The following is a 23,171-nucleotide window of genomic DNA, read 5'->3' on the forward strand; positions in this document are numbered from 1 at the left end:
CGCAGGACACGCCGTAAACCCGTCCCTGGGGGCTCGATGGCGCCATCCATGGCGCCAACGGTCCTGCGCAGCCCATCCCGACCGGCCTCCCACAGTTTCCTGCGCGTGCCAGCCACGGAAAGGAATCAAAAGATCAAAAGCAAAAGCGGGTCGCTTCGCTTTGAGCCGAGCATGGCTCGGCTCTACACGAACAATTCGATCATTTCCACGCTATCCACGCATGGCGTGGATCTACCGACAGATCGCAGGAAACTGTCGAAGGCGGGGTGGGTCCGGTTGCGGGGGCGTGAGCGCCATGGATGGCGCGATCGAGCTTACATGGACGTACTTGCAGCGTCCCCCGCAACCGGACCCACCCCGCCATCCTCAGGAAACCCGCTTCTGCTCTGGCTCTGGCTCGTAGCGGGTGCAGGGCGCAGCCCTGCATCGACCACCCCCTACTTCTTCAGGAAGTTGTCCACCAGCAGATGCTTCACGTCGTCGAAGCGGCCGTTCAACACCGCCTTGGCCGCATACAGCGCGGTACCGGCCACCTGCTTGGCTTCGATCTGTGGCGGCATCACCAGCTCGGCGCGGCTGGTGTGTACGTCCAGCAATGCCGGGCCACGCTGCGACAGGAAGTCCTGCACCGCTTCCTCCAGATCCTCGCTGCGGGTCACGGTGCGGCCGTGGAAGCCGATCACCTCGGCCAGGCGACCGAAGTCCGGGTTCTTCAGGTCGGTGTAGTTGTCCAGCAGGCCTTCCACCTTCTGTTCCAGCTCGACGAAGTTCAGCGAGCCATTGTTGAACACCACCACTTTGATCGGCAGGTCTTCCTGCACTGCCGTCAGCAGGTCGCCCAGCAGCATTGCCAGGCCTCCGTCGCCGGACAGCGATATCACCTGGCGGCCCGGGAACGCCTTCTGCAGGCCCAGCGCCTGCGGCATCGCGTTGGCCATCGTGCCGTGCAGCAGGCTGGTCAGCGTGCGGCGGCGGCCATTCACCCGGATATGCCGCAGCACCCAGACCATCGGCGAGCCGCCGTCGGCGGTGAACAGCGCATCGTCGGTCGCATACTTCGACAACAACGCGGTCAGGTGCTGCGGGTGGATCAGCTCGCCTTCACCCGGCTGTTCTTCCTGTTCGCGCTTCTTCAGCGCCTTGTCGCGACGCTCGATGCACTCGTCCAGGAAACTGCTGTCCTCGCGCGGCGGCAGCATCGGCAGCAAGGCATCCAGCGTCGGCGCGATATCACCGACCACGCCCAGGTTCACCGGGTGGCGGCGACCCAGATGACTGCCATCGCGGTCGACCTGGATGATCGTGGCCTTGTCCGGGTAGAACTGGCCCCAGGCGAAGTCGGCGCCGAGCAGCAGCAGCGTGTCGCACGCCATCAATGTGTGGAAGCCGGACTCGATGCCGAAGATGCCGGTCATGCCCATGTTGTACGGGTTGTCCGGCTCGACGAAGTCCTTGGCGCGCGAGGTGTGCGCGATCGGCGCCTGCAGGCGTCGGGCCAGTTCCAGCAACTGCGCGTGCGCGCCCTGGCAACCGGCACCCGCGTAGATGCCGATGCGCTTGCCCTGCCCCAGCAGCTCGGCGATACGCTGCAGTTCGGCGTCGGAAGGACGCAATACCGGCTGGGTGTAGTGCACCGAGAACGGCACATCGTGCTTCACCTCGGCCTGGCTGATATCGGCCGGGAGGATCACCACCGCCACGCCGCGGCGGCTGATCGCCGCCTGGCAGGCCAACGTGACCACGCGGCGTGCCTGTTCGGCGCTGTGTACCTGTTCGCAGAACACCGAACAACTGGCGTACACCGCCTTGAAGTCCACTTCCTGCGGGAATTCCATGCCCAGTTCGCTGGTCACCACCTGACTGGCGATCAGCACCATCGGCGCGCGGTTGCGGTTGCTCTCGAACACGCCGTTGATGAAATGCAGGCTGCCGGGCCCGCAGGAGCCGGCGCAGGCGGTCAGTTCGCCGCTCACCAGCGAATCGGCGCCGGCAGCGAACGCTGCCACTTCTTCATGGCGCACGTGCACCCAGGCGATCTCGCTGCCATGCATCGCATCGGTCACATGGTTGAGCGTATCGCCCACGATGCCGTAGCAACGGCGGACACCGGCCTGCTGCAGGGCGTCCACCACGATTTCGGCCACGCGCTTGCTCATCGGATACATCCTCGAACGGGGGAACGCCCGAGGCTAGACCTGATGAAGTGATGCCCCCGTGGGCACGTCGCCCGTCGCCTCGATGTGCAAACTGCGGGCAGAGGTCTCGTCAATCATTGACGTTGATCCAGCCCAACACCGCGCCCTGCTTCGGGTTGCGGTAGCGCAGCTTCACCCAGCCGTCCTGTTCATCCAGCATTTCCACGCGATCGCCCTGCACGAGGTAACGCTTGGTGCTGGACGCACCGGGCCGGTCGAACAGGAACAGGCGCGCAGGTACCACGGTGGCCTGCTGACCACGCAACGGCCCATCCGGTGGTGCACCCAGGCCATCGGCAATGGCGCTCTCCAGCACACGGCCGGCGGGGTCATAGGTGCGCCAGACCGCCAGAGGGCCCTGTTCTTCGGTCTGTTCCCACTGCAGCGCGGCGTTCAACGTATCGCCCAGCATCAACACGCTCTCGGCGCGGTACAGGTAGAGCTTCGCACCCGCGAACCGGTACTGGTCGGCGTACCACATCGGGCCGCTGCGGCAACTGCTGGTGAGGGTGCGGGTGGCAACGTCCACGCTCAGCCCCATCAGGTCACCGCAACTGTCCTTGTCGTGGGTGTCGGCCTGCAGCACGCGATACGAAGCGCTGGCCGGATCGAACCGGTATACCGCCACCGCTTCGTTGACCATGCCCACCGATGCGCGCGCGACCAGCTCCGGGTAGCCATCGAAATCGACGTCCTCCAGACCCCACCGTGAATTGCCGTCGGCATCCGCCGCGCCCGCCAGCGTCTGGCGCTTTCCTGACGGCGACAGCTGCACTGCGATGCTGCCATCCTGTTGGGGATCGGCGTGCGCCTGCACGTGCGCGGCCACCTGGAATCGCAGCGTTTCGCCGTCGTCGCCACTCGCCTGCGCCGACGGTGCCAGCAGTCCTGCCAGCGCCACGCCCAACACGCAGTCCCTGTGTTTCATCATCGCTCCCTGCAGCGCCACGGCGGCACCTTCAACTCAGAACGATACCTCGACCGGCTGCCGCGACCACAGCACCGATTGATGCTGGGTCTGCTGCTTCCACGCCAGGCGGATCGCTTCGATATCGGCGCGACGCTGCGGGGTGTCCTCATGCAGCACCACCAGCACCTTGGTGCGCAGGCGGTTGGGCGCGGCATCGCCGCGGAACAGCCACTGGCCGTAGGCATCGAACACGGTCAGGCCATCCGGGAAGCGCGGGGTCACCTGCTTGTCCAGGAAGGCGCGCCACTGCGCCTCGCTGATGGTGTCGGCCTGCGGACGGTTGCCCGCGCCCTGCTCCTCGCCCACGCCGAAGTACAGCTCGCTGCGCACCCAGCCGTGGCCATCGGACGGGCGCGCGGCATCGCCCTTCAGTTCGGCGGTGGTGGCCGTGGCATAGGCGCTGGGCGCCTGCGAGGACAGGCTGGCGCAACCGCTGGTGGCCAGCAGCACGGCAAAGACGAGGCCAAGGTGTTTCATCGGTACAGCTCCGGGGAAGGGGGACAGGGCGAGCCGGCAGCGTACAGCGCCACCGGCCCGGCGTGCTGATGCCAACAGGGCATCAACTCATGCCGGACCGGCAGGGGCTTGCATCGGCACCGGCCATCACGCGAAGATAATATATCGCTTCATCCGGATGGATGTAAGTGAAACTATCTCCCCCTTCCCCGTCGTCGTTGTTGCTGGAGCCCCCATGTCCGCCCGCCTGCCCGCGTCGCCGCTCGGCCTCGCCATCGCCCTCGCGCTTTCCTCCGCCGCCCTCCCGGCCCTGGCCCAGGACGCCACCAACCTGGACACGGTGATCGTCACCGGCACCCGTGCCGCCGACCGCACCGTGCTTGAGTCCACCTCGCCTGTGGATGTGCTCACCGCCGAGGACATCCGCAAGGCCGGCGTGGTCAACGGTGAGCTGGGCAGCGCGCTGCAGGCGCTGCTGCCGTCGTTCAACTTCCCGCGCCAGTCCAACTCCGGCGGCGCCGACCACGTGCGCGCCGCGCAGCTGCGTGGCCTGTCACCGGACCAGGTGCTGGTGCTGGTCAACGGCAAGCGCCGCCATCACACCGCGCTGGTCAACACCGACAGCAAGATCGGCAAGGGCACCACTCCGGTCGACTTCAACTCGATTCCGGTCAGTGCAATCAAGCGCATCGAAGTGCTGCGCGATGGCGCCGGTGCGCTGTACGGCTCCGATGCGGTCGCCGGTGTGATCAACGTGATCCTGGACAACGGCGGCGACGGCGGCGAGATCGAGGCCAGCTACGGTGCCAACCACACCGACCTCAAGCCGATCGGCCGCACCCTCACCGACGGCCAGACCGGCAACATCAGCGCCAAGGTCGGCACCTCGCTGGGCGAGGACGGTGGCTTCCTGCGCGTCGGCCTGGAATACAAGCACCGCAACGGCACCAACCGCGCCGGCTTCGACCAGATTCCGCCGTGGGACCAGACCCCGGACAACCTGGCATTGCAGGGCAAGCGCAACTACGTGCTGGGCGATGGCAAGAGCAAGGACATCAACCTGTGGCTGAACACCGAGATCCCGGTGGGCCAGACCTCGACGTTCTACGCGTTCGGTACCTTCAACCAGCGGGATACCGAAGGCGCGAACTACTTCCGCTACCCCGATGGCGATGCCAACTGGAAGCAGATCTATCCGAACGGTTACCGGCCGATATCCGAAGGCGAGAACCGCGACGTGCAGACCGTGGCCGGCGTGCGTGGGCAGTGGGGCGAGTGGAGCTACGACGGCAGCCTGGATTATGGCCAGAACGACTTCACCTACCGCCTGCGCGATTCGCTCAACGCCTCGCTGGGCCCGACCAGCCGGACCCGCTTCAAGACCGCCGATTACGAGTACGCACAGACCGTGGGCAACCTCGACCTGAGCCGCGTGTTCACCCAGAGCGAGAGCATCAGCCACACCCTGGGCCTGGGTGTGGAAGCGCGCCACGAGCGCTACCAGACCCGCCCCGGTGACCCGGCCAGCTACGCGGCCGGCCCGTTCACCGACCGCCCGACCGGTTCGCAGGCCGGTGGCGGCCTGACCCCGCAGGATGCAGCCACCCTGTCGCGTGATGTGGCCAGCGCCTATGCCAGCCTGTCCAGCCAGTTCGGCGAAAAGTTCTCTACCGATCTGGCCGCGCGCTACGAGCACAACGACGATTTCGGCGGTGAACTGACCGGCAAGCTCGGCCTGCGCTACGAATTCACCCCGGCGTTCGCGTTGCGTGGCGCCATCTCCAACAACTTCCGTGCGCCGTCGCTGGCACAGATCGGCTACGAGTCCACCTCCACCGGCTACAACGCTGGCGGCCAGCTGGTGCAGGGCCGTTTGCTGTCGGTCAACAATCCGATCGCGCGTGGCCTGGGTGCGCAGAACCTGAAGCCGGAGAAGTCGATCAACACCTCGCTGGGCTTCACCAGCCGCATCGGCGAGCACTTCGACCTGTCGCTGGACTTCTTCCAGATCGACATCGACGATCGCATCGCGCTGTCGGAGAGCATCACCGGTGATGCGCTGACCGACTATGTGGCGGCCAATTACGGCGTCACCGGCCTGCAGAGCGCCAGCTTCTTCGTCAACGCCGCCGACACCCGCACCCGTGGCGCCGAGCTGGTGACCAACTGGCGCCAGTCGCTGGGCGATGGCCAGCTGCTGCTGACCGGCACCTATGCGTATACCAAGACCACGCTGAAGAACGTGCTGGCCACGCCGGCACAGCTGCGTGCGCTGAACCCGGACTACGTGCTGTTCGGCATCGAAGAAACCAACACGCTCACCGATGCCACGCCGCGTACCCGCGGCAGTTTCTCGGCGGCCTGGAGCAACGACCATTGGTCGCTGAGCACCCGTGTGAACCGCTATGGCAGCGCCACCCGCGTGTTCAACTTCGGTGACGGCTACATCCCGCGCCAGACCTACCAGGCCGAGTGGCAGCTGGATGCGGAAGTCGAGTACCGCATCACTCCGCAGTGGAGCGTGGCCATCGGCGGGCAGAACCTGACCGACAACTACCCGGATCGATCCAACAGCGATATCCACTACTTCGGCAACCTGCCGTACGACGTGCTGTCGCCGATCGGCAGCAACGGCGCCTACTACTACGGCCGCGTTCGCTATACCTTCTGATTGCTCTGGGTGTAATTGCCTTGGGTGGGTGCGGACCGTTGGTCCGCACTGTCTGGGTTCAATGCAGGCTGACCCTTTGTGCCGACCCACGGTCGGCACCCACCGAAGCAAGGCCGTAGCCTGCCCTCGACCCCACGTACACGCCCACGCTGGCAAGCTGGGCGTCATGGCTGAACCGCTCCCCCTGCGTCCGCCACCGCCATTGCTGGACGACGCCTGCGCGTTGTTCCTCGATGTCGACGGCACCCTGATCGAATTCGCTGCGCGCCCGGATGCCGTGCAGCTGCTGCCGGATGTGCGTGAAGCCATCGGCCGCATCAGCGACCGCCTGGAAGGTGCCGTGGCACTGGTCAGTGGTCGCCCGCTTGAACAGCTGGATCAACTGTTCGCTCCCCTGCAACTGCCTGCCGCTGGCCTGCACGGCCATGAACTGCGTGGCCAGGATGGTCGTGTGCTGCGTGACGAACACGATGACGACACCGCCGAGTGGCTGCACGCACTGCACCAGCAGGCGATGCGCTTCGCCCACGGCCATCCCGGCGTACTGGTGGAAGACAAGGGCGTCGGCCTGGCCCTGCACTGGCGCGGCGCGCCGCATGCCGCCAGCGATGTCCGCGCCTTCGCCGACCGCCACGTGCGTGGCCGTGCCAGCTACCGCCTGCAACCTGGCGACCATGTGGTCGAGTTCGTGCCTGTCGGCACCGATAAGGGTCGTGCCGTGCGCCGGATGATGCAGTACCTGCCCTTCCGCGGCCGCCTGCCGGTGTTCCTCGGTGACGACCTCACCGATGAATTCGGCTTCGACGCTGCCAACGTCCAGCATGGCTGGAGCGTGCTGGTGGGCGAGCGGGAACCGAGCAAGGCGGTGTTCGCGCTGCCCGACATACGCAGCGTGCACGCCTGGCTGCGTGAGAATGCCTATTGACCCGGCCACCCCACGGCCGCAACCGAGATGTACCGCGTGATGACCCAACCCGATCTTGATCTGGGCGTGGTCGGCAACGGCAGCTTCGGCGCCCTGGTCGACAAACGTGCCCGCGTTGTCTGGAGCTGCCTGCCCACCTTCGACGGCGACCCCACCTTCTGTGCCCTGCTCGGTCCCAACCAGCAGACCGGTGGCGACTTCGCCATCGAGTTGGAGGACTTCGCGAGCAGCGAGCAGGAATACCTGACCAACACCGCGATCCTGCGCACCGTCCTGCGCGACGCGCACGGTGGCGAACTGGAAATCCTCGATTTCGCCCCGCGCTGGCGCCAGAACGACCGTTTCTATCGCCCGGTCAGCCTGATCCGCCAGGTGCGTCCGCTGGCCGGCAGTCCGCGCATCACCGTGCGTGCGCGACCACTGGCGGACTGGGGCGCGCGCGTGCCGGAGTCCACCTGGGGCAGCAACCATGTGCGCTGGATCCTGCCCGAGCATGTGCTGCGGCTGACCACCGATGTACCGGTGCGCTTCGTGCGCGACGGTCTGCCGTTCGTACTCAACCATCCCATCCACCTGATCCTGGGCGTGGATGAATCGCTCAACCGCTCGATCAGTGGCTATGTGCAGGAAGCCTTCCAACGCACCCGCGACTACTGGCGCGAATGGGTGCGTTACCTGTCCATTCCGCTGGAATGGCAGGACGCGGTGATCCGCAGTGCGATCACCCTGAAGCTGTGCCAGTACGAGGACAGCGGCGCGATCATCGCGGCAATGACCACCTCCATTCCGGAAGCCCCCGGCAGCGTACGCAACTGGGACTACCGTTACTGCTGGCTGCGTGATGCCGCGTTCGTGGTGCGCGCACTGAACCGCCTCGGCGCAACACGCACGATGGAGCAGTTCCTCGGCTACATCTTCAACCTGGCCACCACCGACGGCACGCTGCAGCCGCTGTATGGCATCAGCTTCGAAGCCAAGCTGGACGAGGACGAAGTACCCAGCCTGTCCGGCTACCGTGGCATGGGCCCGGTGCGACGCGGCAACCTGGCCTGGGTGCAGCGCCAGCACGATGTGTACGGCAGCGTGGTGCTGGCGTCCACGCAGCTGTTCTTCGACCGGCGCCTGCAGGACCCGGGTGATGCACACACCTTCGCCCGCCTGGAGCCCCTGGGCGAACAGGCGTTCGCCCTGCATGACGTACCCGATGCCGGCCTGTGGGAATTCCGCGGCCGCACCGAAGTGCATACCTATACCAGCGCGATGTGCTGGGCCGCGTGCGACCGCCTGTGCAAGATCGCCGTGCGCCTGAAGCGTGATGACCGCGCCCGCTACTGGCGCGAGCGCGCCGACACCATCCACGCGCGCATCATGGCCGAATCCTGGAGCGAGGAGCTGGGCCACTTCACCGATACCTTCGGTGGCCATCGGCTGGATGCCTCGCTGCTGCTGCTGGCCGATATCGGCTTCATCGACGCGCTGGATGCGCGCTTCATTGCCACCGTCGATGCCATCGGCCGAGACCTCAAGCATGGCAATTCGCTGTACCGCTATGTCGCGCCGGATGACTTCGGCGAGCCGGAAACCAGCTTCACCATCTGCACCTTCTGGTACATCGATGCGCTGGCAGCAATCGGGCGCATGGACGAAGCACGCGAGATGTTCGAGCTGCTGCTGAAGCAGCGCAACCATCTGGGCCTGCTGTCGGAGGATCTGGCCTTCGACAGTGGCGAGGCCTGGGGCAATTTCCCGCAGACCTATTCGCACGTCGGCCTGATCACCGCCGCGATGCGCCTGTCGCGGTCCTGGCAGGAGGCATCGTGAGTCGCCTGGTCGTGGTATCAAATCGTGTGGCCGTGCCCGGCGAGAACCGCGCAGGCGGCTTGGCGGTCGGCCTGCTGGCCGCCCTGAAGGAGCGCGGCGGCCTGTGGTTCGGCTGGAGCGGCAAGACCGTAAAGGAAGGCAGCGGCACGCTGCACCGGCAGAAGGACGGTGACATCGACTACGTCACCATGGACCTGAGCAAGCGCGAAGTCGATGGCTACTACAATGGTTTCGCCAACCGCACGCTGTGGCCACTGCTGCACTTCCGGCTGGACCTGGTCGACTACGACCGCGGCACCCGCGAGACCTACCACAAGGTCAATGCGCTGTTCGCCGACAAGCTCGCGCCATTGCTGCGAGAGGATGACATCGTCTGGATCCACGACTACCACCTGATCCCGCTCGGCGCACTGCTGCGCGAGCGCGGCATCGGCTGCCGCATCGGCTTTTTCCTGCACATCCCGATGCCGTCGGCCGACCTGCTGCAGGCGATGCCCGACCACCTGCGACTGTTCTCCGCGCTGTACGCCTACGATCTGGTCGGCTTCCAGACCCAGCGCGACGCCGATCGTTTCCAGACCTACCTGCGCCTGTTCGGTGGTGGCCGCGTACTCGACAACGGCGAGCTGGAAGCACCGGGCGGGCGCCGCTTCCGTGCGGCGGCTTTCCCGATCGGCATCGACACCGAGCTGATCGCACGCCAGGCCGGCACCGCCGCCACCAAGGCCGCGGTGAAGAATCTGCGCAACAGCCTGCGTGACCGCCAGCTGGCGATCGGCGTAGATCGCCTGGACTACTCCAAGGGCCTGCCCGAGCGCTTCCTCGGCTTCGAGCGCTATCTTGAGCGCCACCCCGACCAGCGCGGCTCGCTGACCTACCTGCAGATCGCGCCGGTCTCGCGCGGCGACGTCACCGAGTACCGGCAGCTACGCAGCCAGCTGGAACAGATCGCCGGCCACATCAACGGTGGCCACGCCGAGCCGGACTGGACGCCGCTGCGCTACGTCAACCAGAACTTCACCCATGCCACGCTCACCGGCTTCTACCGGGCGGCGGCGGTCGGCCTGGTCACGCCGCTGCGCGATGGCATGAACCTGGTGGCCAAGGAGTACGTGGCCTCGCAGGACCCGGAGGATCCCGGCGTGCTGGTGCTGTCTCTGCTGGCCGGCGCTGCCGACGAACTGAAGCAGGCACTGCTGGTGAACCCACATGATCTGGACGGCGTGGCCGACGCCATCGCCACGGCAGCGACGATGTCGCTGAGCAGGCGCAAGGAGCGCTGGCACGCGATGATGGAACATCTGCGCACCTACGACATCAACCACTGGCGCCGCAGCTACCTCGACGCGCTGGAAGGCTGAGGGAAAAAGGGGACGGAGGGGATTAAGTCGTTTGTGCACAAACGACTTAATCCCCTCCGTCCCCTTTTTTCTTCAATCCAGGAACCGCGCGGCCTGCTCCGGTGCGGGCAGGTAACAGGCGTCATGCCGCCCGAACCAGCGGTAACGGTTGCGTGCCAGCGCGCGATACGCGGCATCACGCCAGCCGCGCGGCACTGCCCGCAGCACGCCGCTCAAACGCCAGGCGCCGCCCAGCCCCGCCAGCACGCGCAGGATCGCATCGGTATCGGTCCAGGCGCCCTGCGCGTCCAGCAGCAGGAACGACATCGGATCCTGCGGGTCCAGCCCATGCGAGCGCAGCAGCGCACTGCCATGCTCTCCCTGCATCGCCGCAAAACGATAGCGCCCCCTGCGGTCGAAGCGCAGCAGGAAGCGCACCCAGCGGTTGCACAGCGCGCATACGCCATCGAATACGATCACCGCGCTGCCAGCCTCGGCGGCGGCCTCACTGCGGTTCGAGCCAGCCTTCATAGCGGATCAGTGCTCCCACCCAGGGCAGCGTCACATCGACCAGGAAAGTGTAGCGCTCACCCTGCCAGGCTTCGCGGCAACGCACGCCACCAAACCAGCGCCTCGGCAGCGGCAGCAGCCCGAAGGCCCAGACCCGCCGCACAGACCAGTCGATGCCACCTTCGCGGGCCTGCAGATCAAATTCGAAGCGCACCGCGCCCAACTGCTCGCGCAGGTATCCCTCATGCGCCCACAGCCGCGACACCATCGGCCAGCGCCCAAAACGCCGCGCCCACTGCTCGCCCTGCCCGTGTGCCCTGAACGCCACTTCGGTCGGCAGCGCGTCTCCGTCCTTTGGCAACCGTGCCAACGCAGCCAGCAGCGGCACCAGCCAGTGCCACCCCCTCACGATGCGCGCCTGCCCCACGTAGCGGCATGGCAACGGCGCGGCATGCAGCGCCTGCACCGGCGCGGCCAGGGTGGCGAAGGCCGGCCCCAGCACACGTGCGAACAGCGGAGTGGTCAGGGCGCGATCCAGGCCAGGGTTGCCATGCGCCCGGTGCGACGATCGCGCCGGTGCGAATACAGGTCCGGATCGGCCATGGTCGACACCGTGCCGCCATGCACCTGCGCCGGGTCCATGCCCGCCGCCTGCAGGCGCTGGCGGGCCAGCGCGAACAGATCGACCTTCCAGTGACCCGGCCGCGTCGCCACGAACGCCGCTTCGGCCGCCGGATCATGGCCGACGAAGGCGTGGTAGACCTCCTCGCCGATCTCGTAGTCGGCCGGTCCGGCGGCCGGGCCCAGCCAGGCCCGCAGCTGCGCCGGCGGCGTCTGCATGGCGGCCACCGTGGCCTCCAGCATACCGTCGGCCAGGCCACGCCAGCCTGCGTGGGCCGCGCCCACCTCACTGCCATCGGCGGCGGCGAACACCACCGGCAGGCAGTCGGCGGTCAGGATCGCCAGCACCACGCCCGGCACCGAGGTCACCGCGGCATCGGCCACCGGTTCGCTGGCGCCGGGCACCGGCGGCGCGCTGAAGCGCAGCACAGTGCTGCTGTGCACCTGGCGCAGCCAGTGCGGGGCCGACGGTAGCGCCAACCCCTGCTGCAGCAGCTGGCGGTTGTGCTCGACGTTGGCGGGGGTATCACCATCGGCCGCGTGCCGGTTGCCCAGGTTGAACTGCGCGAACGGCGCCGGCGAGATGCCCGCACCGTGCCGGCGCGTGGTCAGCGCATGGACGCCCGGAGGCGCCGGCCAGTCCGCCCGCAGCAAGGGCAGCGCGGCGTCCATCACCAGCGGTCCCGCTCGCGCGCGGCGAAGGCTTCGCTGTCTTCGCGCAGCACCTTCATCAGGTGCAGCATGTCGTCCGGCACCGGCGCGGTGTTGCGCACCGGCTCACCGGTGATCGGGTGCGTGAACTCCAGCGTCTCGGCGTGCAGGGCCTGGCGCTTGAAGCCGCGCAGCGCGGCCACCAGCTCGTCGCTGGCGCCCTTGGGCAGCTTCAATGCACCGCCGTACAGCGGGTCGCCGATGATCGGATGGCGCACGTGCGCCATATGCACGCGGATCTGGTGGGTACGGCCGGTTTCCAGGCGGCACTCCAGCGCGGTATGCGCACGGAAGCGCTCGCGCAGGCGGTAATGGGTGATCGCCTCCTTGCCGTCCTCGCGCACGGCCATCTTCAGGCGGTCGCGCGGGTGGCGGTCGATCGGGGCATCAGCGGTACCGCCGGCCACCAGCGCGCCCATCACGATGGCCAGGTACTGGCGGTGCACGTCGCGTGCGGCCAACTGCTCGACCAGCGCGGTCTGCGCTTCCAGGGTCTTGGCCACCACCATCACGCCGCTGGTGTCCTTGTCCAGGCGGTGCACGATGCCCGCGCGCGGCAGTACCGCCACCGAAGGGTCGCGGAACAGCAGGGCATTGACCAGGGTGCCGCTGTGGTTGCCGGCGCCCGGGTGCACCACCAGGCCGACCGGCTTGTTGATCACCAGCAGGTGCTCGTCCTCGAACAGCACGTCCAGCGGGATGTCCTCCGGCTGGGCGTCGGTCTGGGTTTCCAGCACCACGTTGAGGGTCACCACCTCGCCGCCGCGCAGCGGATCGCGCGGACGCACCTGGGCGCCGTCCAGCAGGACCTCACCGGCTTTGATCCACTCGGTCAGGCGCGACCGCGAGTATTCGGGGAACAGTTCGGCCACGACGGCGTCGAAACGGCGGCCGGCAGCGGTGTCGGGGACGATGGCCTGGCGGGCCGATTCAGAGGGTTGTTCAGACATGGCAGGGGGGCATTCTTTGAAATTTTGGGGTCCCGGCGGCCGGTTTCAGTCGCTGGACAGGACACTAGGCTATCATCGACCCTTCGTATTCCAGCCGCGTCCCGCCTCGACCCCATGATCCGACGCTCCGCCATGCTCTCCGCGCCCGTCCGCCTCACCGCCCTGCTGCTGGTGCTGGTCATCGCCGCCACCGGCTGCCACCGTGGTGCCAAGAAGGGCGATCGCCCCGATGAAGGGACGCCGGTCGAACAGTTGTACGAGAAGAGCCACAAGCTGATGCAGGGTGGCAACTGGAGCGGCGCCGAAGCCAGCTTCCGCCGCCTGGTGGCCCAGTATCCGTACGGCCCATACACCGAGCAGGCGATGATCGAGACCGCCTACGCCCAGTACAAGGCCGGCAAGCACGATGACGCGGTGTCCAGCATCGACCGCTTTATCCGTACCTACCCGACCCATCGCAACATCGCGTACCTGTACTACCTGCGCGGCCTGGCCAACTCCAATCGCAGTACGGTTTTCCTTCGTCGCGTATGGTCACTGGATGCCAGCCGCCGCGATCTGTCCACCCCGCACCAAGCGTATTCGGACTTCAACATCGTGGTGGACCGCTACCCGAACAGCCGGTACGCCGCCGATGCGCGCCAGCGCATGCTGGAGCTGCGTGACGTGTTCGCCCAGCACGAGCTCGACAACGCCCTGTACTACATGCGCCGCGGCGCCTGGGTCTCGGCCGCCGGCCGCGCCAACTACCTGCTGGAAACCTACCCGCAGAGCGCGTTCCAGTACGACGCCGTCGCCGTCCTGGCCGATTCCTACACCCACCTGGGCAACAAGACCCTGGCCGACGACGCCCGCCGCGTCCTGCAGCTGAACCAGCCGGACCACCCGTGGCTGGAAGGCAAGTGGCCGAAGTACCCGTGGATGATCCGCAAGCTGAACCCGTTCGCTGGCGAGAAGTCCGCCAGCACCGGCCAGCGCAACGCGCGACTGGAAAAGAAATAAGAAAAAGGCCCCGCAAGGGGCCTTTTCTTTGTCGGTTATCCACGCCATGCGTGGAGGGTTCGTGCGCCCATGGACCACGACACTAGGAATTCTACGAATCCCCGGCGGATGCGACGCCGGTCCCAATCGGCGCGGGCGAGCCCCTCCACACTGCGGCGCAACGGCCATCCCGGCCGTGAAGGAGCGCCTCATGACCCCACTACCCCGCCGTTTCCGCCCTCTCGCCGGCCTCCTCGCCACTGCCCTGCTGGCGCTGTCCCCGGGCCCCCTGGCCGCCGCACCGGTTGCACCGGGCGACCTGCTGTCTGCTGCCCCCTATCGCGCGTCATGGGTGCCGTCCAAGGCCGCGCAGGCCTACAAGCTGCACTACCGCACCCCGGATCATCGCGGCCAGCTGGCCGAAGGCACCGGCCTGCTGTACCTGCCCGCCGGCGCGGCGCCTGCAGGCGGCTGGCCGGTGGTGTCCTGGGCACATGGCACCCAGGGCATCGCGGATCGCTGTGCGCCCTCGGTGTCCGGCCCCTACCAACCCCAACGCGACGGGCGCTTCCTCGATCAATTCCTGGCGCAGGGCTATGCGGTGGTCGCTGCGGACTACCAGGGCCTTGGCAGTCCAGGTGACCATGCCTATCTGCATGTGCGCACTGCCGCGCGCAACGCCATCGACCTCGTCAAAGCCAGCCGCCAGTACCTGGGCAACGCGCTGTCACCGCGCTGGGTATCGGTCGGCCATTCGCAGGGTGGCGCGGCCGCGCTCACGGCAGGCCACATCGCCCCCACCCATGGAGGGCCGGCGTTGCACTACCGTGGCAGCTTCACCACCGGTACGCCCACGGCAGTGGAGTTGACCGCGCTGGTGATGAAACCGGACAACCGCAGCCCCAATCCCGGTGCAGTCAACGCGTATCACGCGTATCTGCTCGACGGCCTGCTGCAGGTCGCGCCGCAGATCGACCGCGTCCTCAGCGACACCGGCCGCGCCCGCGTGGCAGTGGCACGTGAGCAGTGCCTGGGCGAACTGGCCGCCACCCTGGACGGTGCGGATATCGGCAGCATGTTCACTGCACCGCTGACCAGCGTGCCGGGCATCTGGGCGGTGCTGTACGACTATCTCGGCGTACCGCGCCGCGGCTTCAGCCAACCACTGATGCTGGGCCATGGCAGCGCGGACCGCGATGTGCCCTATCTGACCACGCTGCTGTACGCCGCAGGCCTGGCCCTGCGAGGCGAGCCGGTCGCGTTCCGCCGCTACCCGGTCGACCACCGCGGCACGCTGGATGCGGCGGCGGCGGATGGCCTGGCATTTGTGCGTGCACGGCTTGAGGGCGGCCACTTCAGCGACGCTGCGGAAACCGCCGGCCTCGAACAGCTGCTCGACGAAGCCCGGTAGATCCACGCCATGCGTGGATGATCTTCGACCATCGTGCGGACCAGGGTCCGCACCCACCGGAGAGGGCCAACGGGTTGCCGGCCATCGGCCGGCACTCCCTGTCGTCTGATGGACCGGGCCTCAGCCCTTGTAGCCGTTGCTGATCGGGTAACGACGCTCACGGCCGAACGCCCGGCGCGAGACCTTCGGCCCGGGCGCGGCCTGATGCCGCTTCCACTCGCTGATGCGCACCAGGCGAAGCACACGGTCGACCACGGTCGCGTCGTAACCGGCCGCCACGATCTCCGTGCGCGACTGCTCCTGGTCGATATAGCGGTACAGGATGCCGTCCAGCACGTCATAGGCCGGCAGCGAATCCTGGTCCAGCTGGTTCTCGCGCAGTTCGGCCGACGGCGGGCGGCTGATCACCGCTGGCGGGATCACCGGTGCGCCGCCCACGGTGTTGCGCCACTTGGACAGCCCGAACACCTCGGTCTTGTAGAGGTCCTTCAACGGCGCATAGCCACCGCACATGTCGCCGTAGATGGTGGCGTAACCGACCGCGTACTCGCTCTTGTTGCCGGTGGTCAGCAGCAGGCCGCCGAACTTGTTGGCCAGCGCCATCAGGATCACGCCACGGCTGCGCGACTGCAGATTCTCTTCGGTCACGTCCGGCGTGGTGCCCTCGAACATCGGCGCCAGCGATTCCATCAGGCCCTTGAACGCCGGCTCGATCGACACCGCCTCCAGCTTCACGCCCAGTGCCTGGCACTGCTCGGCCGCCAGGTCGTTGGAAAGGCCTGCGGTATAGCGCGACGGCAACCGCACGGCGGTGACGTTCTCGGCGCCCATCGCGTCCACGGCCATGGCCAGCACCAGTGCCGAATCGATGCCACCGGACAGGCCCAGCCACACCTTCTTGAAGCCGTTCTTGCGGCAGTAGTCCTGGATGCCACGGGTCACGGCACGCCAGGCCAGCGCGTCCATGCTCTCGTCGCCATCGTCCATCCACACATGCGGCATGAAGCGGCGGGTTTCACCGTCGTACTCCACCACCAGCCACTGGTCGACGAAGGCGGCGGCGGCCGGGTGCACGGTACCGTCGCCATCGGCCACCACCGAGGCGCCATCGAACACCAGCGCGTCCTGGCCACCGACCACGTTGAGGTAGGCAATCGCCGCCCCGCTCTCACGGGTGCGCGCGGCCAGCACCGCATCGCGCTGGGCATGCTTGCCCCGCTCGTACGGCGACGCATTCGGCACCACCACCAGCTGCGCGCCGGCGCGCACGGTGTCGGCCAACGGCTCGGCGAACCACAGGTCCTCGCAGATCAGCAGGCCCACCGGAATACCGTTGACCTCGAACACGCAGCTGCCGCCATCCGGATCGACATCGAAGTAGCGGCGCTCGTCGAACACCGCGTAGTTGGGCAGCTCGCGCTTGCGGTAGGTCTGCTCCACCAGGCCATCGCGCAGCACGCTGGCAGCGTTGTAGACCACCGCGCCGGCCGCCTGCGGCCAGCCGACCACCGCGGTGATGCCACGGCAGGCGGCAGCGATGCGGGTCATTGCCTGCTCGCACTCGTACAGGAAGCCCGGGCGCAACAGCAGGTCCTCCGGCGGGTAACCGCTCACCGCCAGCTCGGGGAACATCACCAGCTCGGCGCCGTACTCGTCGCGCGCCTGGCCGATCATCTCGATGATGCGCTCGGTGTTGCCGGCGACATCGCCGACCGGGAAGTCGAACTGCGCCATCGCGATGCGGATCGAAGCCATGGGAATCCAGCCTGTGGTTGCAATGCCGCCATTGTAGCGCTGCGCCATGCGCGCGCCGGGCGCGCTCACTGCGTGGACAGCCCTGGCTCAGTAGATCCCCACCATGCGTGGATGGGCCGACCAGGCGGCCGCCAGACGCAGAAAAGCCGCCCGAGGGCGGCTTTTCCAAAGCAAGCCGAGCGCGGGCTCGGCTCTACAGAATCGGCTGCCAGAGGCAGTCGTTCTTATTTCACCAGCTTGGCGATGGCAGCGCCCAGGTCGCCCGGCGAGCGGACGGTGACGACACCGGCAGCTTCCATGGCGGCGAACTTGCCTTCGGCCGTGCCCTTGCCGCCCGAGGCGATCGCACCGGCGTGGCCCATGCGCTTGCCGGCCGGAGCCGACGCACCGGCGATGAAACCGACGACCGGCTTCTTCACGTGGTTCTTGATGTACTCGGCGCCGGCTTCTTCGGCGTCACCGCCGATTTCGCCAACCATGATGATGCCTTCGGTCTGCGGGTCTTCGTTGAACAGCTTCAGGCAGTCGACGAAGTTCAGGCCGTTGATCGGGTCACCACCGATGCCGATGCAGGTGGACTGGCCCAGGCCGACTTCGGTGGTCTGCTTGACCGCTTCATAGGTCAGGGTGCCCGAGCGCGACACGATGCCGATCTTGCCCGGCTGGTGGATGTGGCCCGGCATGATGCCGATCTTGCACTCACCCGGGGTGATGACGCCCGGGCAGTTCGGCCCGATCAGCACGGTATCCGGATGCGAACGGGTCAGCACGTTCTTGACGCGCAGCATGTCCAGCACCGGGATGCCTTCGGTGATGCAGACGATGACCTTGATGCCGGCAGCAGCGGCTTCCAGGATCGCGTCGGCCGCGTACGGCGGCGGCACGTAGATGACCGAAGCGTTGGCGCCGGTGCTCTGCACGGCGTCGGCAACGGTGTTGAAGACCGGCAGGTCGATGTGGGTGGTGCCACCCTTGCCCGGGGTCACGCCGCCAACAACCTGGGTGCCGTACTCGATCATCTGAGTGGCGTGGAAGGTGCCCTGCTGGCCGGTGAAGCCCTGCACGATCACCTTGGTGTTCTTGTTAATCAAAACAGACATGGGAATTCCTTGGTGTCGAATCAGGCAGCGTTCTTGACAGCTTCAACGATCTTCTTGGCGCCATCGTTGATGTTGTCAGCCGGGATGATGGCCATGCCGCTGTCGCGCAGCAGCTGCTTGCCTTCTTCCACGTTGGTGCCTTCCAGGCGCACCACGACCGGAACCTTGACGCCCACTTCCTTCACGGCGGCGATGATGCCTTCGGCAATCATGTCGCAGCGGACGATGCCGCCGAAGATGTTGACGAAGATGCCTTCAACCTTGTCCGAGGACAGGATCAGCTTGAACGCTTCGATGACGCGCTGCTTGTTGGCACCGCCGCCCACGTCCAGGAAGTTCGCCGGCTCGCCGCCGTTGAGCTTGATGACGTCCATGGTGGCCATGGCCAGGCCGGCGCCGTTCACCATGCAGCCGATGTTGCCGTCCATGGTGACGTAGTTGATGTCCAGCTCCGAAGCGATCACTTCGGTCGGATCTTCCTGGGTCTTGTCGCGCATGGCGACCAGGGCCTTCTGGCGGAACGCGGCGTTGTCGTCGCTGTCGAACTTGCCGTCCAGCGCGTACAGGTTGCCGTCGTCCAGGATGGCCAGCGGGTTGATTTCAACCAGGGCCAGGTCCTTTTCGTTGAACAGGCGGTACAGGTTCACCATGATGCTGGCGAACTGGCCGGCCTGCTTGGCGGTCAGGCCCAGCTTGAAGCCGAAATCACGGCCGTGGTAACCCTGCACGCCTTCGACGAAGTCGACGTTCAGCGAGTGGATCAGCTCCGGGGTTTCAGCAGCGACCTGCTCGATTTCCACGCCGCCTTCCGAAGAGGCGATGTAGGTGATGGTCTTGGTGCCACGGTCGACCAGCACCGACAGGTACAGTTCCTTGACGATCTCGCCGGCGGTGGTCACCAGCACCAGGTTGACCGGCAGTTCAACGCCTGCGGTCTGGTAGGTGGCCATCTTGGTGCCGAGCATCTTGGCCGCAGCGGCCTTCACGTCGTCGGTGGTCTTGCAGAACTTGACGCCGCCAGCCTTGCCGCGGCCGCCAGCGTGGATCTGCGCCTTGACCATCCAGGGGCCCTGGCCCAGGGAGTTGGCAGCGGCAACCGCTTCGTCCGGGGTCGCAGCGACCTTGCCGGCCGGGACCGGGATGCCGTACTCGGCAAGCAGTTGTTTTGACTGGTATTCGTGGAAATTCATGCGTCACCGTGGGAATAGGAACGACCGCACGCAATTCCTCAGGGCCCCGGCGGGGCGCCGGCATGGACCGCGGCGGGCCCACTATTGTGGCCGAGCGAGCGCCGGGGCGCAAAGAAGTCTGTACAAAACGCCAGACCCGGCCAGATTTCCACCGTCATTCAGGCAGTTGCGCCCGGGCCGCCGTTGGCCACCGGTATCCACGGCGGGCCAAATGCGCGATCCGGGCGGCTCCGGCGGCGCCCTGCCGGGGGCCCTATACTGGTCAACCAAGGTGTGTAGTGTCGGGCCTGCCCGGCTGCTTCCACCGCAGGCCACAGAGAAGCGACGTACCCGCCCGGCTTCAGGGGATGCCAGGCAGGACCGCCGCAGATTCCAGACCCAGGCAGCCAGAAGGGGAGTTCCGGCGTGTCACCCAGTGCTTCATTGATCGACCGCATCGAATCGATTCCGCGGCGTGAGCTGTACTTCTTCGCGCTGTACCGGGTGCTGATCGCCGCGGTCATCGCCGGCCTGCTCTACAGCCCCCTGTCCGGCATGGTCGGCGAGGCCCATCACCCGCGCCTGGCCGATACCGTCGCGGCCATCTATCTGCTGCTGTCGCTGCTGGCCCTGGCGATCGGCCGCAACGAACGCTGGCTGCGCCCGATCGTGGTCAGCAGCGTGCTGGTGGACATCATCGCCGCCACCCTGCTGGCGCATGCCCTGCCCGGTGCCAGCGCCGGCATCTCGATGTCGCTGCTGTTCAACATCGCCGCTGCCGCCACCCTGCTGCCATTGAGCTGGGGCCTGAGCCTGGCAATCGTCGCCAGCCTGGCCACCGGTACCGAATACCTCTGGAAGGTGCTCGAAGGCGGCGACCCCACCCGCACGCTGGCCGAGCTGGCCATGTTCGCCACCAGCTACCTGGCGCTGGCCTTCATCAGCTACCAGGTAGGCAACCGCGCGCGCCGCAACCAGCAGCTGGCCAACCAGCGCGGCGACGAAGTGGCCAACCTGTTCCAGATCAACGAACTGATCATCCGCCGCATGCGCACCGGCGTGCTGGTGGTGGACGCCGACAACCGCATCACCCTGGCCAATGAAGCGGCCTCGATGCTGCTCGGCGACAACGACGGCATCGGTGAGACAGGACGCCTGGATCTGGCCAGTGCCGCGCCGGAACTGGCGCGCCGCCTGCAGCGCTGGCGCAACGGCTGGGCGCAGGACGAACTGCCGCTGCAACTCAACCCCGACCAGCCCGAAGTGCAACCACGCTTCGCCCGCCTGCTGGCCGGCAGCGAGCTGGCCCTGGTGTTCCTGGACGATTCCAGCGTGGTCTCCCGGCGCGCCGAATCGCTCACTCTGTCGGCAATGGGCCGCTTCTCGGCCAGCCTTGCCCATGAAATCCGCAACCCGCTGGCGGCAATCAACTACGCCGTGCAGCTGCTGGAAGAAGGGACCGGTTTCAACGAAAGCGACCGCCGCCTGCTGCAGATCATCCGCCAGCAATGCCAGCGCACCAACGGCATCGTCGAGAGCGTGCTGGGGCTGGCACGGCGCGAACGCGCCACGCCCGAGAACGTGGACCTGGTCGCCTTCGTGCGCCGCTTCGTGCTGGAGTACAAGCAGGGCCAGACGCTGGAGACCGACAGCATCGAACCGATCATCAGCGACACGGCGGTGATGGCGCAGGTCGATACCAAGCACCTGTACCAGGTGCTCACCGTGCTGGTGCACAACGCATTGAAGTACGGCCGCATCGGCCAGCAGCCGGCGCGGGTGCGCCTGCGCGTGGCACAACACGAACGCAGCGCGGTGATCGACGTGATGGACCGTGGCCCCGGCATTCCCGAGAGTGTGGCCGCACAGCTGTTCCGTCCGTTCTTCACCACCTCCGAGCACGGCACCGGCCTGGGCCTGTATATCGCCCGCGAGTTGTGCCGCGCCAACCAGGCACGGCTCGACTACATCCCAGTGCCGGCAGGCGGCTCCTGCTTCCGCCTGGTGCTGCCCGGCCCGCACACGCTGTTGCCCACCTGATCCCAGATCTGTGCGTCAAACATTTGTCGCATCCAGCCCCCTCGTTTATCTTTCACGCCCATGAACGAAACCCGCAGCGCCCTCGTCGTCGACGATGAACGCGACATCCGCGAACTGCTGGTACTGACCCTCGGCCGCATGGGGCTGCGCATCAGTACCGCCGCCAACCTGGCCGAAGCACGCGAGCTGCTGGCCAGCAATCCGTACGACCTGTGCATCACCGACATGCGCCTACCGGATGGCAACGGCATTGAGCTGGTCAGCGAGATCGCCCAGCACTACCCGCGCACGCCGGTGGCGATGATCACCGCCTTCGGCAGCATGGACCTGGCCGTGGAAGCGCTGAAAGCAGGCGCCTTCGACTTCGTCAGCAAGCCAGTGGACATCTCGGTGCTGCGTGGCCTGGTCAAGCACGCGCTGGAACTCAACAACACCGAACGCCCTGCGCCCGGCCCCGCCACCGAACAGGCTGCACGCCTGCTGGGCGCTTCGCCGGCCATGGACGTGTTGCGCACCACCATCGGCAAGGTCGCGCGCAGCCAGGCGCCGGTCTACATCCTCGGTGAATCCGGGGTTGGCAAGGAACTGGTCGCTCGCACCATCCACGCCCAGGGCGCGCGTGCGGCCGGCCCGTTCGTTCCTGTCAACTGCGGCGCCATTCCCGGCGAGCTGATGGAGAGCGAATTCTTCGGCCACCGCAAAGGCAGCTTCAGCGGCGCGCATGCCGACAAGCCCGGCCTGTTCCAGGCGGCGCACGGCGGCACCCTGTTCCTGGACGAAGTGGCCGAGCTGCCGCTGCAGATGCAGGTGAAGCTGCTGCGCGCGATCCAGGAGAAGTCGGTGCGCGCGGTCGGTGCGGCCAACGAAGAGCCGGTGGACGTACGCATCCTCTCTGCCACCCACAAGGACCTGGCCGAGCTGGTCGAAGATGGGCGCTTCCGCCACGACCTGTACTACCGCATCAACGTGATCGAACTGAAGGTGCCGCCGCTGCGCGAGCGCCGCCAGGACCTGCCGGAGCTGGCGGCCGCCGTGCTGGCGCGGCTGGCCCGCAGCCACGGCCGCGCCACCCCGCTGCTGGCGCCGTCGGCGCTGGAGGCGCTGGCCCACTATGCGTTCCCGGGCAATGTGCGCGAGCTGGAGAACATTCTGGAACGTGCGCTGGCACTGGCCGAAGAAGACCGCATCGGTGCCGACGACCTGCGCCTGCCGCAGCACGCCCCACGTGCGCCCGGCGGCGCAGCTCCGGCCGAAGCCGTGGCCGACCTGCAGCCCGGCAGCGCCGCCCTGCCCTCGTACATCGAGCAGCTGGAACGCAGCGCCATCCAGCGCGCGCTGGAAGAGAACCGCTGGAACAAGACCCGGACCGCCGCGCAGCTGGGCATCACCTTCCGCGCGCTGCGCTACAAGCTGAAGAAGCTGGGAATGGAGTAAGGGCTGAACGGCCCTGGCAGGCGCCAACCTTGGTTGGCGCTGCGCCGCCGCGCCCTCCACGCATGGCGTGGATCTATTATGGGATCCGTGGCCGATCATCCACGCATGGCG

18 protein-coding genes are annotated in these 23,171 nt (G+C 67.0%); 8 read left to right on the forward strand and 10 right to left on the reverse strand.

The window, feature by feature from the left end; translation table 11 throughout:
* Positions 1-437 precede the first annotated feature (437 nt).
* The 3 genes from N5D45_RS16390 to N5D45_RS16400 form a co-directional block, all read right to left on the reverse strand.
* Positions 438-2,156 carry a thiamine pyrophosphate-dependent enzyme gene (locus N5D45_RS16390; protein ID WP_164193724.1) on the reverse strand — a complete coding sequence of 573 codons (1,719 nt, stop codon included), beginning with the start codon at positions 2,154-2,156 and terminating at the stop codon, positions 438-440.
* Positions 2,157-2,265: 109 nt separating this feature from the next.
* The gene (locus tag N5D45_RS16395; protein ID WP_164193727.1) at positions 2,266-3,123 is read right to left on the reverse strand and encodes an SH3 domain-containing protein; all 858 of its coding nucleotides are present in this window, start codon (positions 3,121-3,123) and stop codon (positions 2,266-2,268) included.
* Positions 3,124-3,159: 36 nt separating this feature from the next.
* Positions 3,160-3,642: a DUF3574 domain-containing protein gene (locus N5D45_RS16400; RefSeq protein WP_164193729.1), complete on the reverse strand. Its 483-nt coding sequence runs from the start codon at positions 3,640-3,642 to the stop codon at positions 3,160-3,162.
* 214 nt (positions 3,643-3,856) lie between these two features.
* Between N5D45_RS16400 and N5D45_RS16405 the strand changes: the two genes are divergently transcribed.
* The 4 genes from N5D45_RS16405 to otsA all read left to right on the forward strand — a co-directional run bounded on the left by N5D45_RS16405 (position 3,857) and on the right by otsA (position 10,399).
* Positions 3,857-6,292 (forward strand): TonB-dependent receptor, encoded by a 2,436-nt coding sequence (locus N5D45_RS16405; protein ID WP_164193732.1) that lies wholly within the window; start codon positions 3,857-3,859, stop codon positions 6,290-6,292.
* 166 nt (positions 6,293-6,458) lie between these two features.
* Positions 6,459-7,217, forward strand: a complete 759-nt coding sequence (gene otsB / locus N5D45_RS16410) for a trehalose-phosphatase (protein WP_010481547.1) — start codon at positions 6,459-6,461, stop codon at positions 7,215-7,217.
* Between the two features lie 39 nt (positions 7,218-7,256).
* A complete protein-coding gene (locus N5D45_RS16415) occupies positions 7,257-9,038 on the forward strand; it encodes a glycoside hydrolase family 15 protein (RefSeq protein WP_049481918.1) in 1,782 nt (593 codons plus the stop codon).
* Positions 9,035-10,399, forward strand: coding sequence for an alpha,alpha-trehalose-phosphate synthase (UDP-forming) (otsA, locus tag N5D45_RS16420; RefSeq protein WP_049413347.1), 1,365 nt, complete (start codon positions 9,035-9,037; stop codon positions 10,397-10,399). Before N5D45_RS16415 ends, otsA begins: the two co-directional genes overlap by 4 nt.
* A gap of 72 nt (positions 10,400-10,471) precedes the next feature.
* Here the strand turns inward: otsA and N5D45_RS16425 are convergent, their stop codons facing one another.
* Genes N5D45_RS16425 through rluD form a run of 4 tightly spaced genes read right to left on the reverse strand, consistent with a single transcriptional unit; the run spans position 10,472 to position 13,170 of the window.
* Entirely contained in the window at positions 10,472-10,909 is a 438-nt protein-coding gene (locus N5D45_RS16425) for a thiol-disulfide oxidoreductase DCC family protein (protein ID WP_164193738.1), read from the reverse strand.
* On the reverse strand, positions 10,884-11,390 hold the full coding sequence (locus N5D45_RS16430; RefSeq protein WP_019338720.1) for a DUF4166 domain-containing protein: 507 nt from the start codon (positions 11,388-11,390) through the stop codon (positions 10,884-10,886). Before N5D45_RS16430 ends, N5D45_RS16425 begins: the two co-directional genes overlap by 26 nt.
* A gap of 20 nt (positions 11,391-11,410) precedes the next feature.
* Complete coding sequence (pgeF, locus tag N5D45_RS16435; protein WP_109814728.1) at positions 11,411-12,181, reverse strand: peptidoglycan editing factor PgeF; 771 nt, start codon at positions 12,179-12,181, stop codon at positions 11,411-11,413.
* The gene (gene rluD / locus N5D45_RS16440) at positions 12,181-13,170 is read right to left on the reverse strand and encodes a 23S rRNA pseudouridine(1911/1915/1917) synthase RluD (RefSeq protein WP_010481528.1); all 990 of its coding nucleotides are present in this window, start codon (positions 13,168-13,170) and stop codon (positions 12,181-12,183) included. Before rluD ends, pgeF begins: the two co-directional genes overlap by 1 nt.
* A 114-nt stretch (positions 13,171-13,284) precedes the next feature.
* On the opposite strand from rluD, the gene N5D45_RS16445 reads away from it, so the two are divergent.
* On the forward strand, positions 13,285-14,172 hold the full coding sequence (locus N5D45_RS16445; protein ID WP_029379759.1) for an outer membrane protein assembly factor BamD: 888 nt from the start codon (positions 13,285-13,287) through the stop codon (positions 14,170-14,172).
* A 190-nt stretch (positions 14,173-14,362) separates the two neighbouring features.
* Positions 14,363-15,562, forward strand: a complete 1,200-nt coding sequence (locus tag N5D45_RS16450) for a lipase family protein (protein WP_279939293.1) — start codon at positions 14,363-14,365, stop codon at positions 15,560-15,562.
* Positions 15,563-15,682: 120 nt separating this feature from the next.
* Here the strand turns inward: N5D45_RS16450 and N5D45_RS16455 are convergent, their stop codons facing one another.
* The 3 genes from N5D45_RS16455 to sucC form a co-directional block, all read right to left on the reverse strand.
* The gene (locus tag N5D45_RS16455) at positions 15,683-17,317 is read right to left on the reverse strand and encodes an NAD+ synthase (RefSeq protein ID WP_279939294.1); all 1,635 of its coding nucleotides are present in this window, start codon (positions 17,315-17,317) and stop codon (positions 15,683-15,685) included.
* Positions 17,318-17,541: 224 nt separating this feature from the next.
* Positions 17,542-18,417 (reverse strand): succinate--CoA ligase subunit alpha, encoded by an 876-nt coding sequence (gene sucD / locus N5D45_RS16460; protein ID WP_005410793.1) that lies wholly within the window; start codon positions 18,415-18,417, stop codon positions 17,542-17,544.
* A gap of 20 nt (positions 18,418-18,437) precedes the next feature.
* Positions 18,438-19,607 (reverse strand): ADP-forming succinate--CoA ligase subunit beta, encoded by a 1,170-nt coding sequence (gene sucC / locus N5D45_RS16465; protein WP_004154430.1) that lies wholly within the window; start codon positions 19,605-19,607, stop codon positions 18,438-18,440.
* A gap of 405 nt (positions 19,608-20,012) precedes the next feature.
* On the opposite strand from sucC, the gene N5D45_RS16470 reads away from it, so the two are divergent.
* Both N5D45_RS16470 and N5D45_RS16475 read left to right on the forward strand, forming a co-directional pair.
* Complete coding sequence (locus tag N5D45_RS16470; protein WP_164193746.1) at positions 20,013-21,626, forward strand: ATP-binding protein; 1,614 nt, start codon at positions 20,013-20,015, stop codon at positions 21,624-21,626.
* A 60-nt stretch (positions 21,627-21,686) separates the two neighbouring features.
* Positions 21,687-23,060, forward strand: coding sequence for a sigma-54 dependent transcriptional regulator (locus N5D45_RS16475; RefSeq protein WP_109814725.1), 1,374 nt, complete (start codon positions 21,687-21,689; stop codon positions 23,058-23,060).
* Positions 23,061-23,171: the final 111 nt, after the last annotated feature.

Origin of the sequence: Stenotrophomonas sp. GD03819, from assembly GCF_029841665.1 — a bacterium.
In the GTDB taxonomy this organism is placed as follows: domain Bacteria; phylum Pseudomonadota; class Gammaproteobacteria; order Xanthomonadales; family Xanthomonadaceae; genus Stenotrophomonas; species Stenotrophomonas geniculata.

What these genes read in the sequence shown, in the direction of transcription:
- otsB (WP_010481547.1), top strand. Translation starts at nt 6,459, where the DNA reads ATGGCTGAACCGCTCCCCCTGCGTCCGCCACCGCCATTGCTGGACGAC.
- N5D45_RS16455 (WP_279939294.1), bottom strand. Translation starts at nt 17,317, where the DNA reads ATGGCTTCGATCCGCATCGCGATGGCGCAGTTCGACTTCCCGGTCGGC.
- N5D45_RS16395 (WP_164193727.1), bottom strand. Translation starts at nt 3,123, where the DNA reads ATGAAACACAGGGACTGCGTGTTGGGCGTGGCGCTGGCAGGACTGCTG.
- sucD (WP_005410793.1), bottom strand. Translation starts at nt 18,417, where the DNA reads ATGTCTGTTTTGATTAACAAGAACACCAAGGTGATCGTGCAGGGCTTC.
- N5D45_RS16425 (WP_164193738.1), bottom strand. Translation starts at nt 10,909, where the DNA reads ATGAAGGCTGGCTCGAACCGCAGTGAGGCCGCCGCCGAGGCTGGCAGC.
- sucC (WP_004154430.1), bottom strand. Translation starts at nt 19,607, where the DNA reads ATGAATTTCCACGAATACCAGTCAAAACAACTGCTTGCCGAGTACGGC.
- N5D45_RS16450 (WP_279939293.1), top strand. Translation starts at nt 14,363, where the DNA reads ATGACCCCACTACCCCGCCGTTTCCGCCCTCTCGCCGGCCTCCTCGCC.
- N5D45_RS16445 (WP_029379759.1), top strand. Translation starts at nt 13,285, where the DNA reads ATGATCCGACGCTCCGCCATGCTCTCCGCGCCCGTCCGCCTCACCGCC.
- N5D45_RS16475 (WP_109814725.1), top strand. Translation starts at nt 21,687, where the DNA reads ATGAACGAAACCCGCAGCGCCCTCGTCGTCGACGATGAACGCGACATC.
- N5D45_RS16415 (WP_049481918.1), top strand. Translation starts at nt 7,257, where the DNA reads ATGACCCAACCCGATCTTGATCTGGGCGTGGTCGGCAACGGCAGCTTC.
- pgeF (WP_109814728.1), bottom strand. Translation starts at nt 12,181, where the DNA reads ATGGACGCCGCGCTGCCCTTGCTGCGGGCGGACTGGCCGGCGCCTCCG.
- rluD (WP_010481528.1), bottom strand. Translation starts at nt 13,170, where the DNA reads ATGTCTGAACAACCCTCTGAATCGGCCCGCCAGGCCATCGTCCCCGAC.
- N5D45_RS16390 (WP_164193724.1), bottom strand. Translation starts at nt 2,156, where the DNA reads ATGAGCAAGCGCGTGGCCGAAATCGTGGTGGACGCCCTGCAGCAGGCC.
- N5D45_RS16405 (WP_164193732.1), top strand. Translation starts at nt 3,857, where the DNA reads ATGTCCGCCCGCCTGCCCGCGTCGCCGCTCGGCCTCGCCATCGCCCTC.
- N5D45_RS16400 (WP_164193729.1), bottom strand. Translation starts at nt 3,642, where the DNA reads ATGAAACACCTTGGCCTCGTCTTTGCCGTGCTGCTGGCCACCAGCGGT.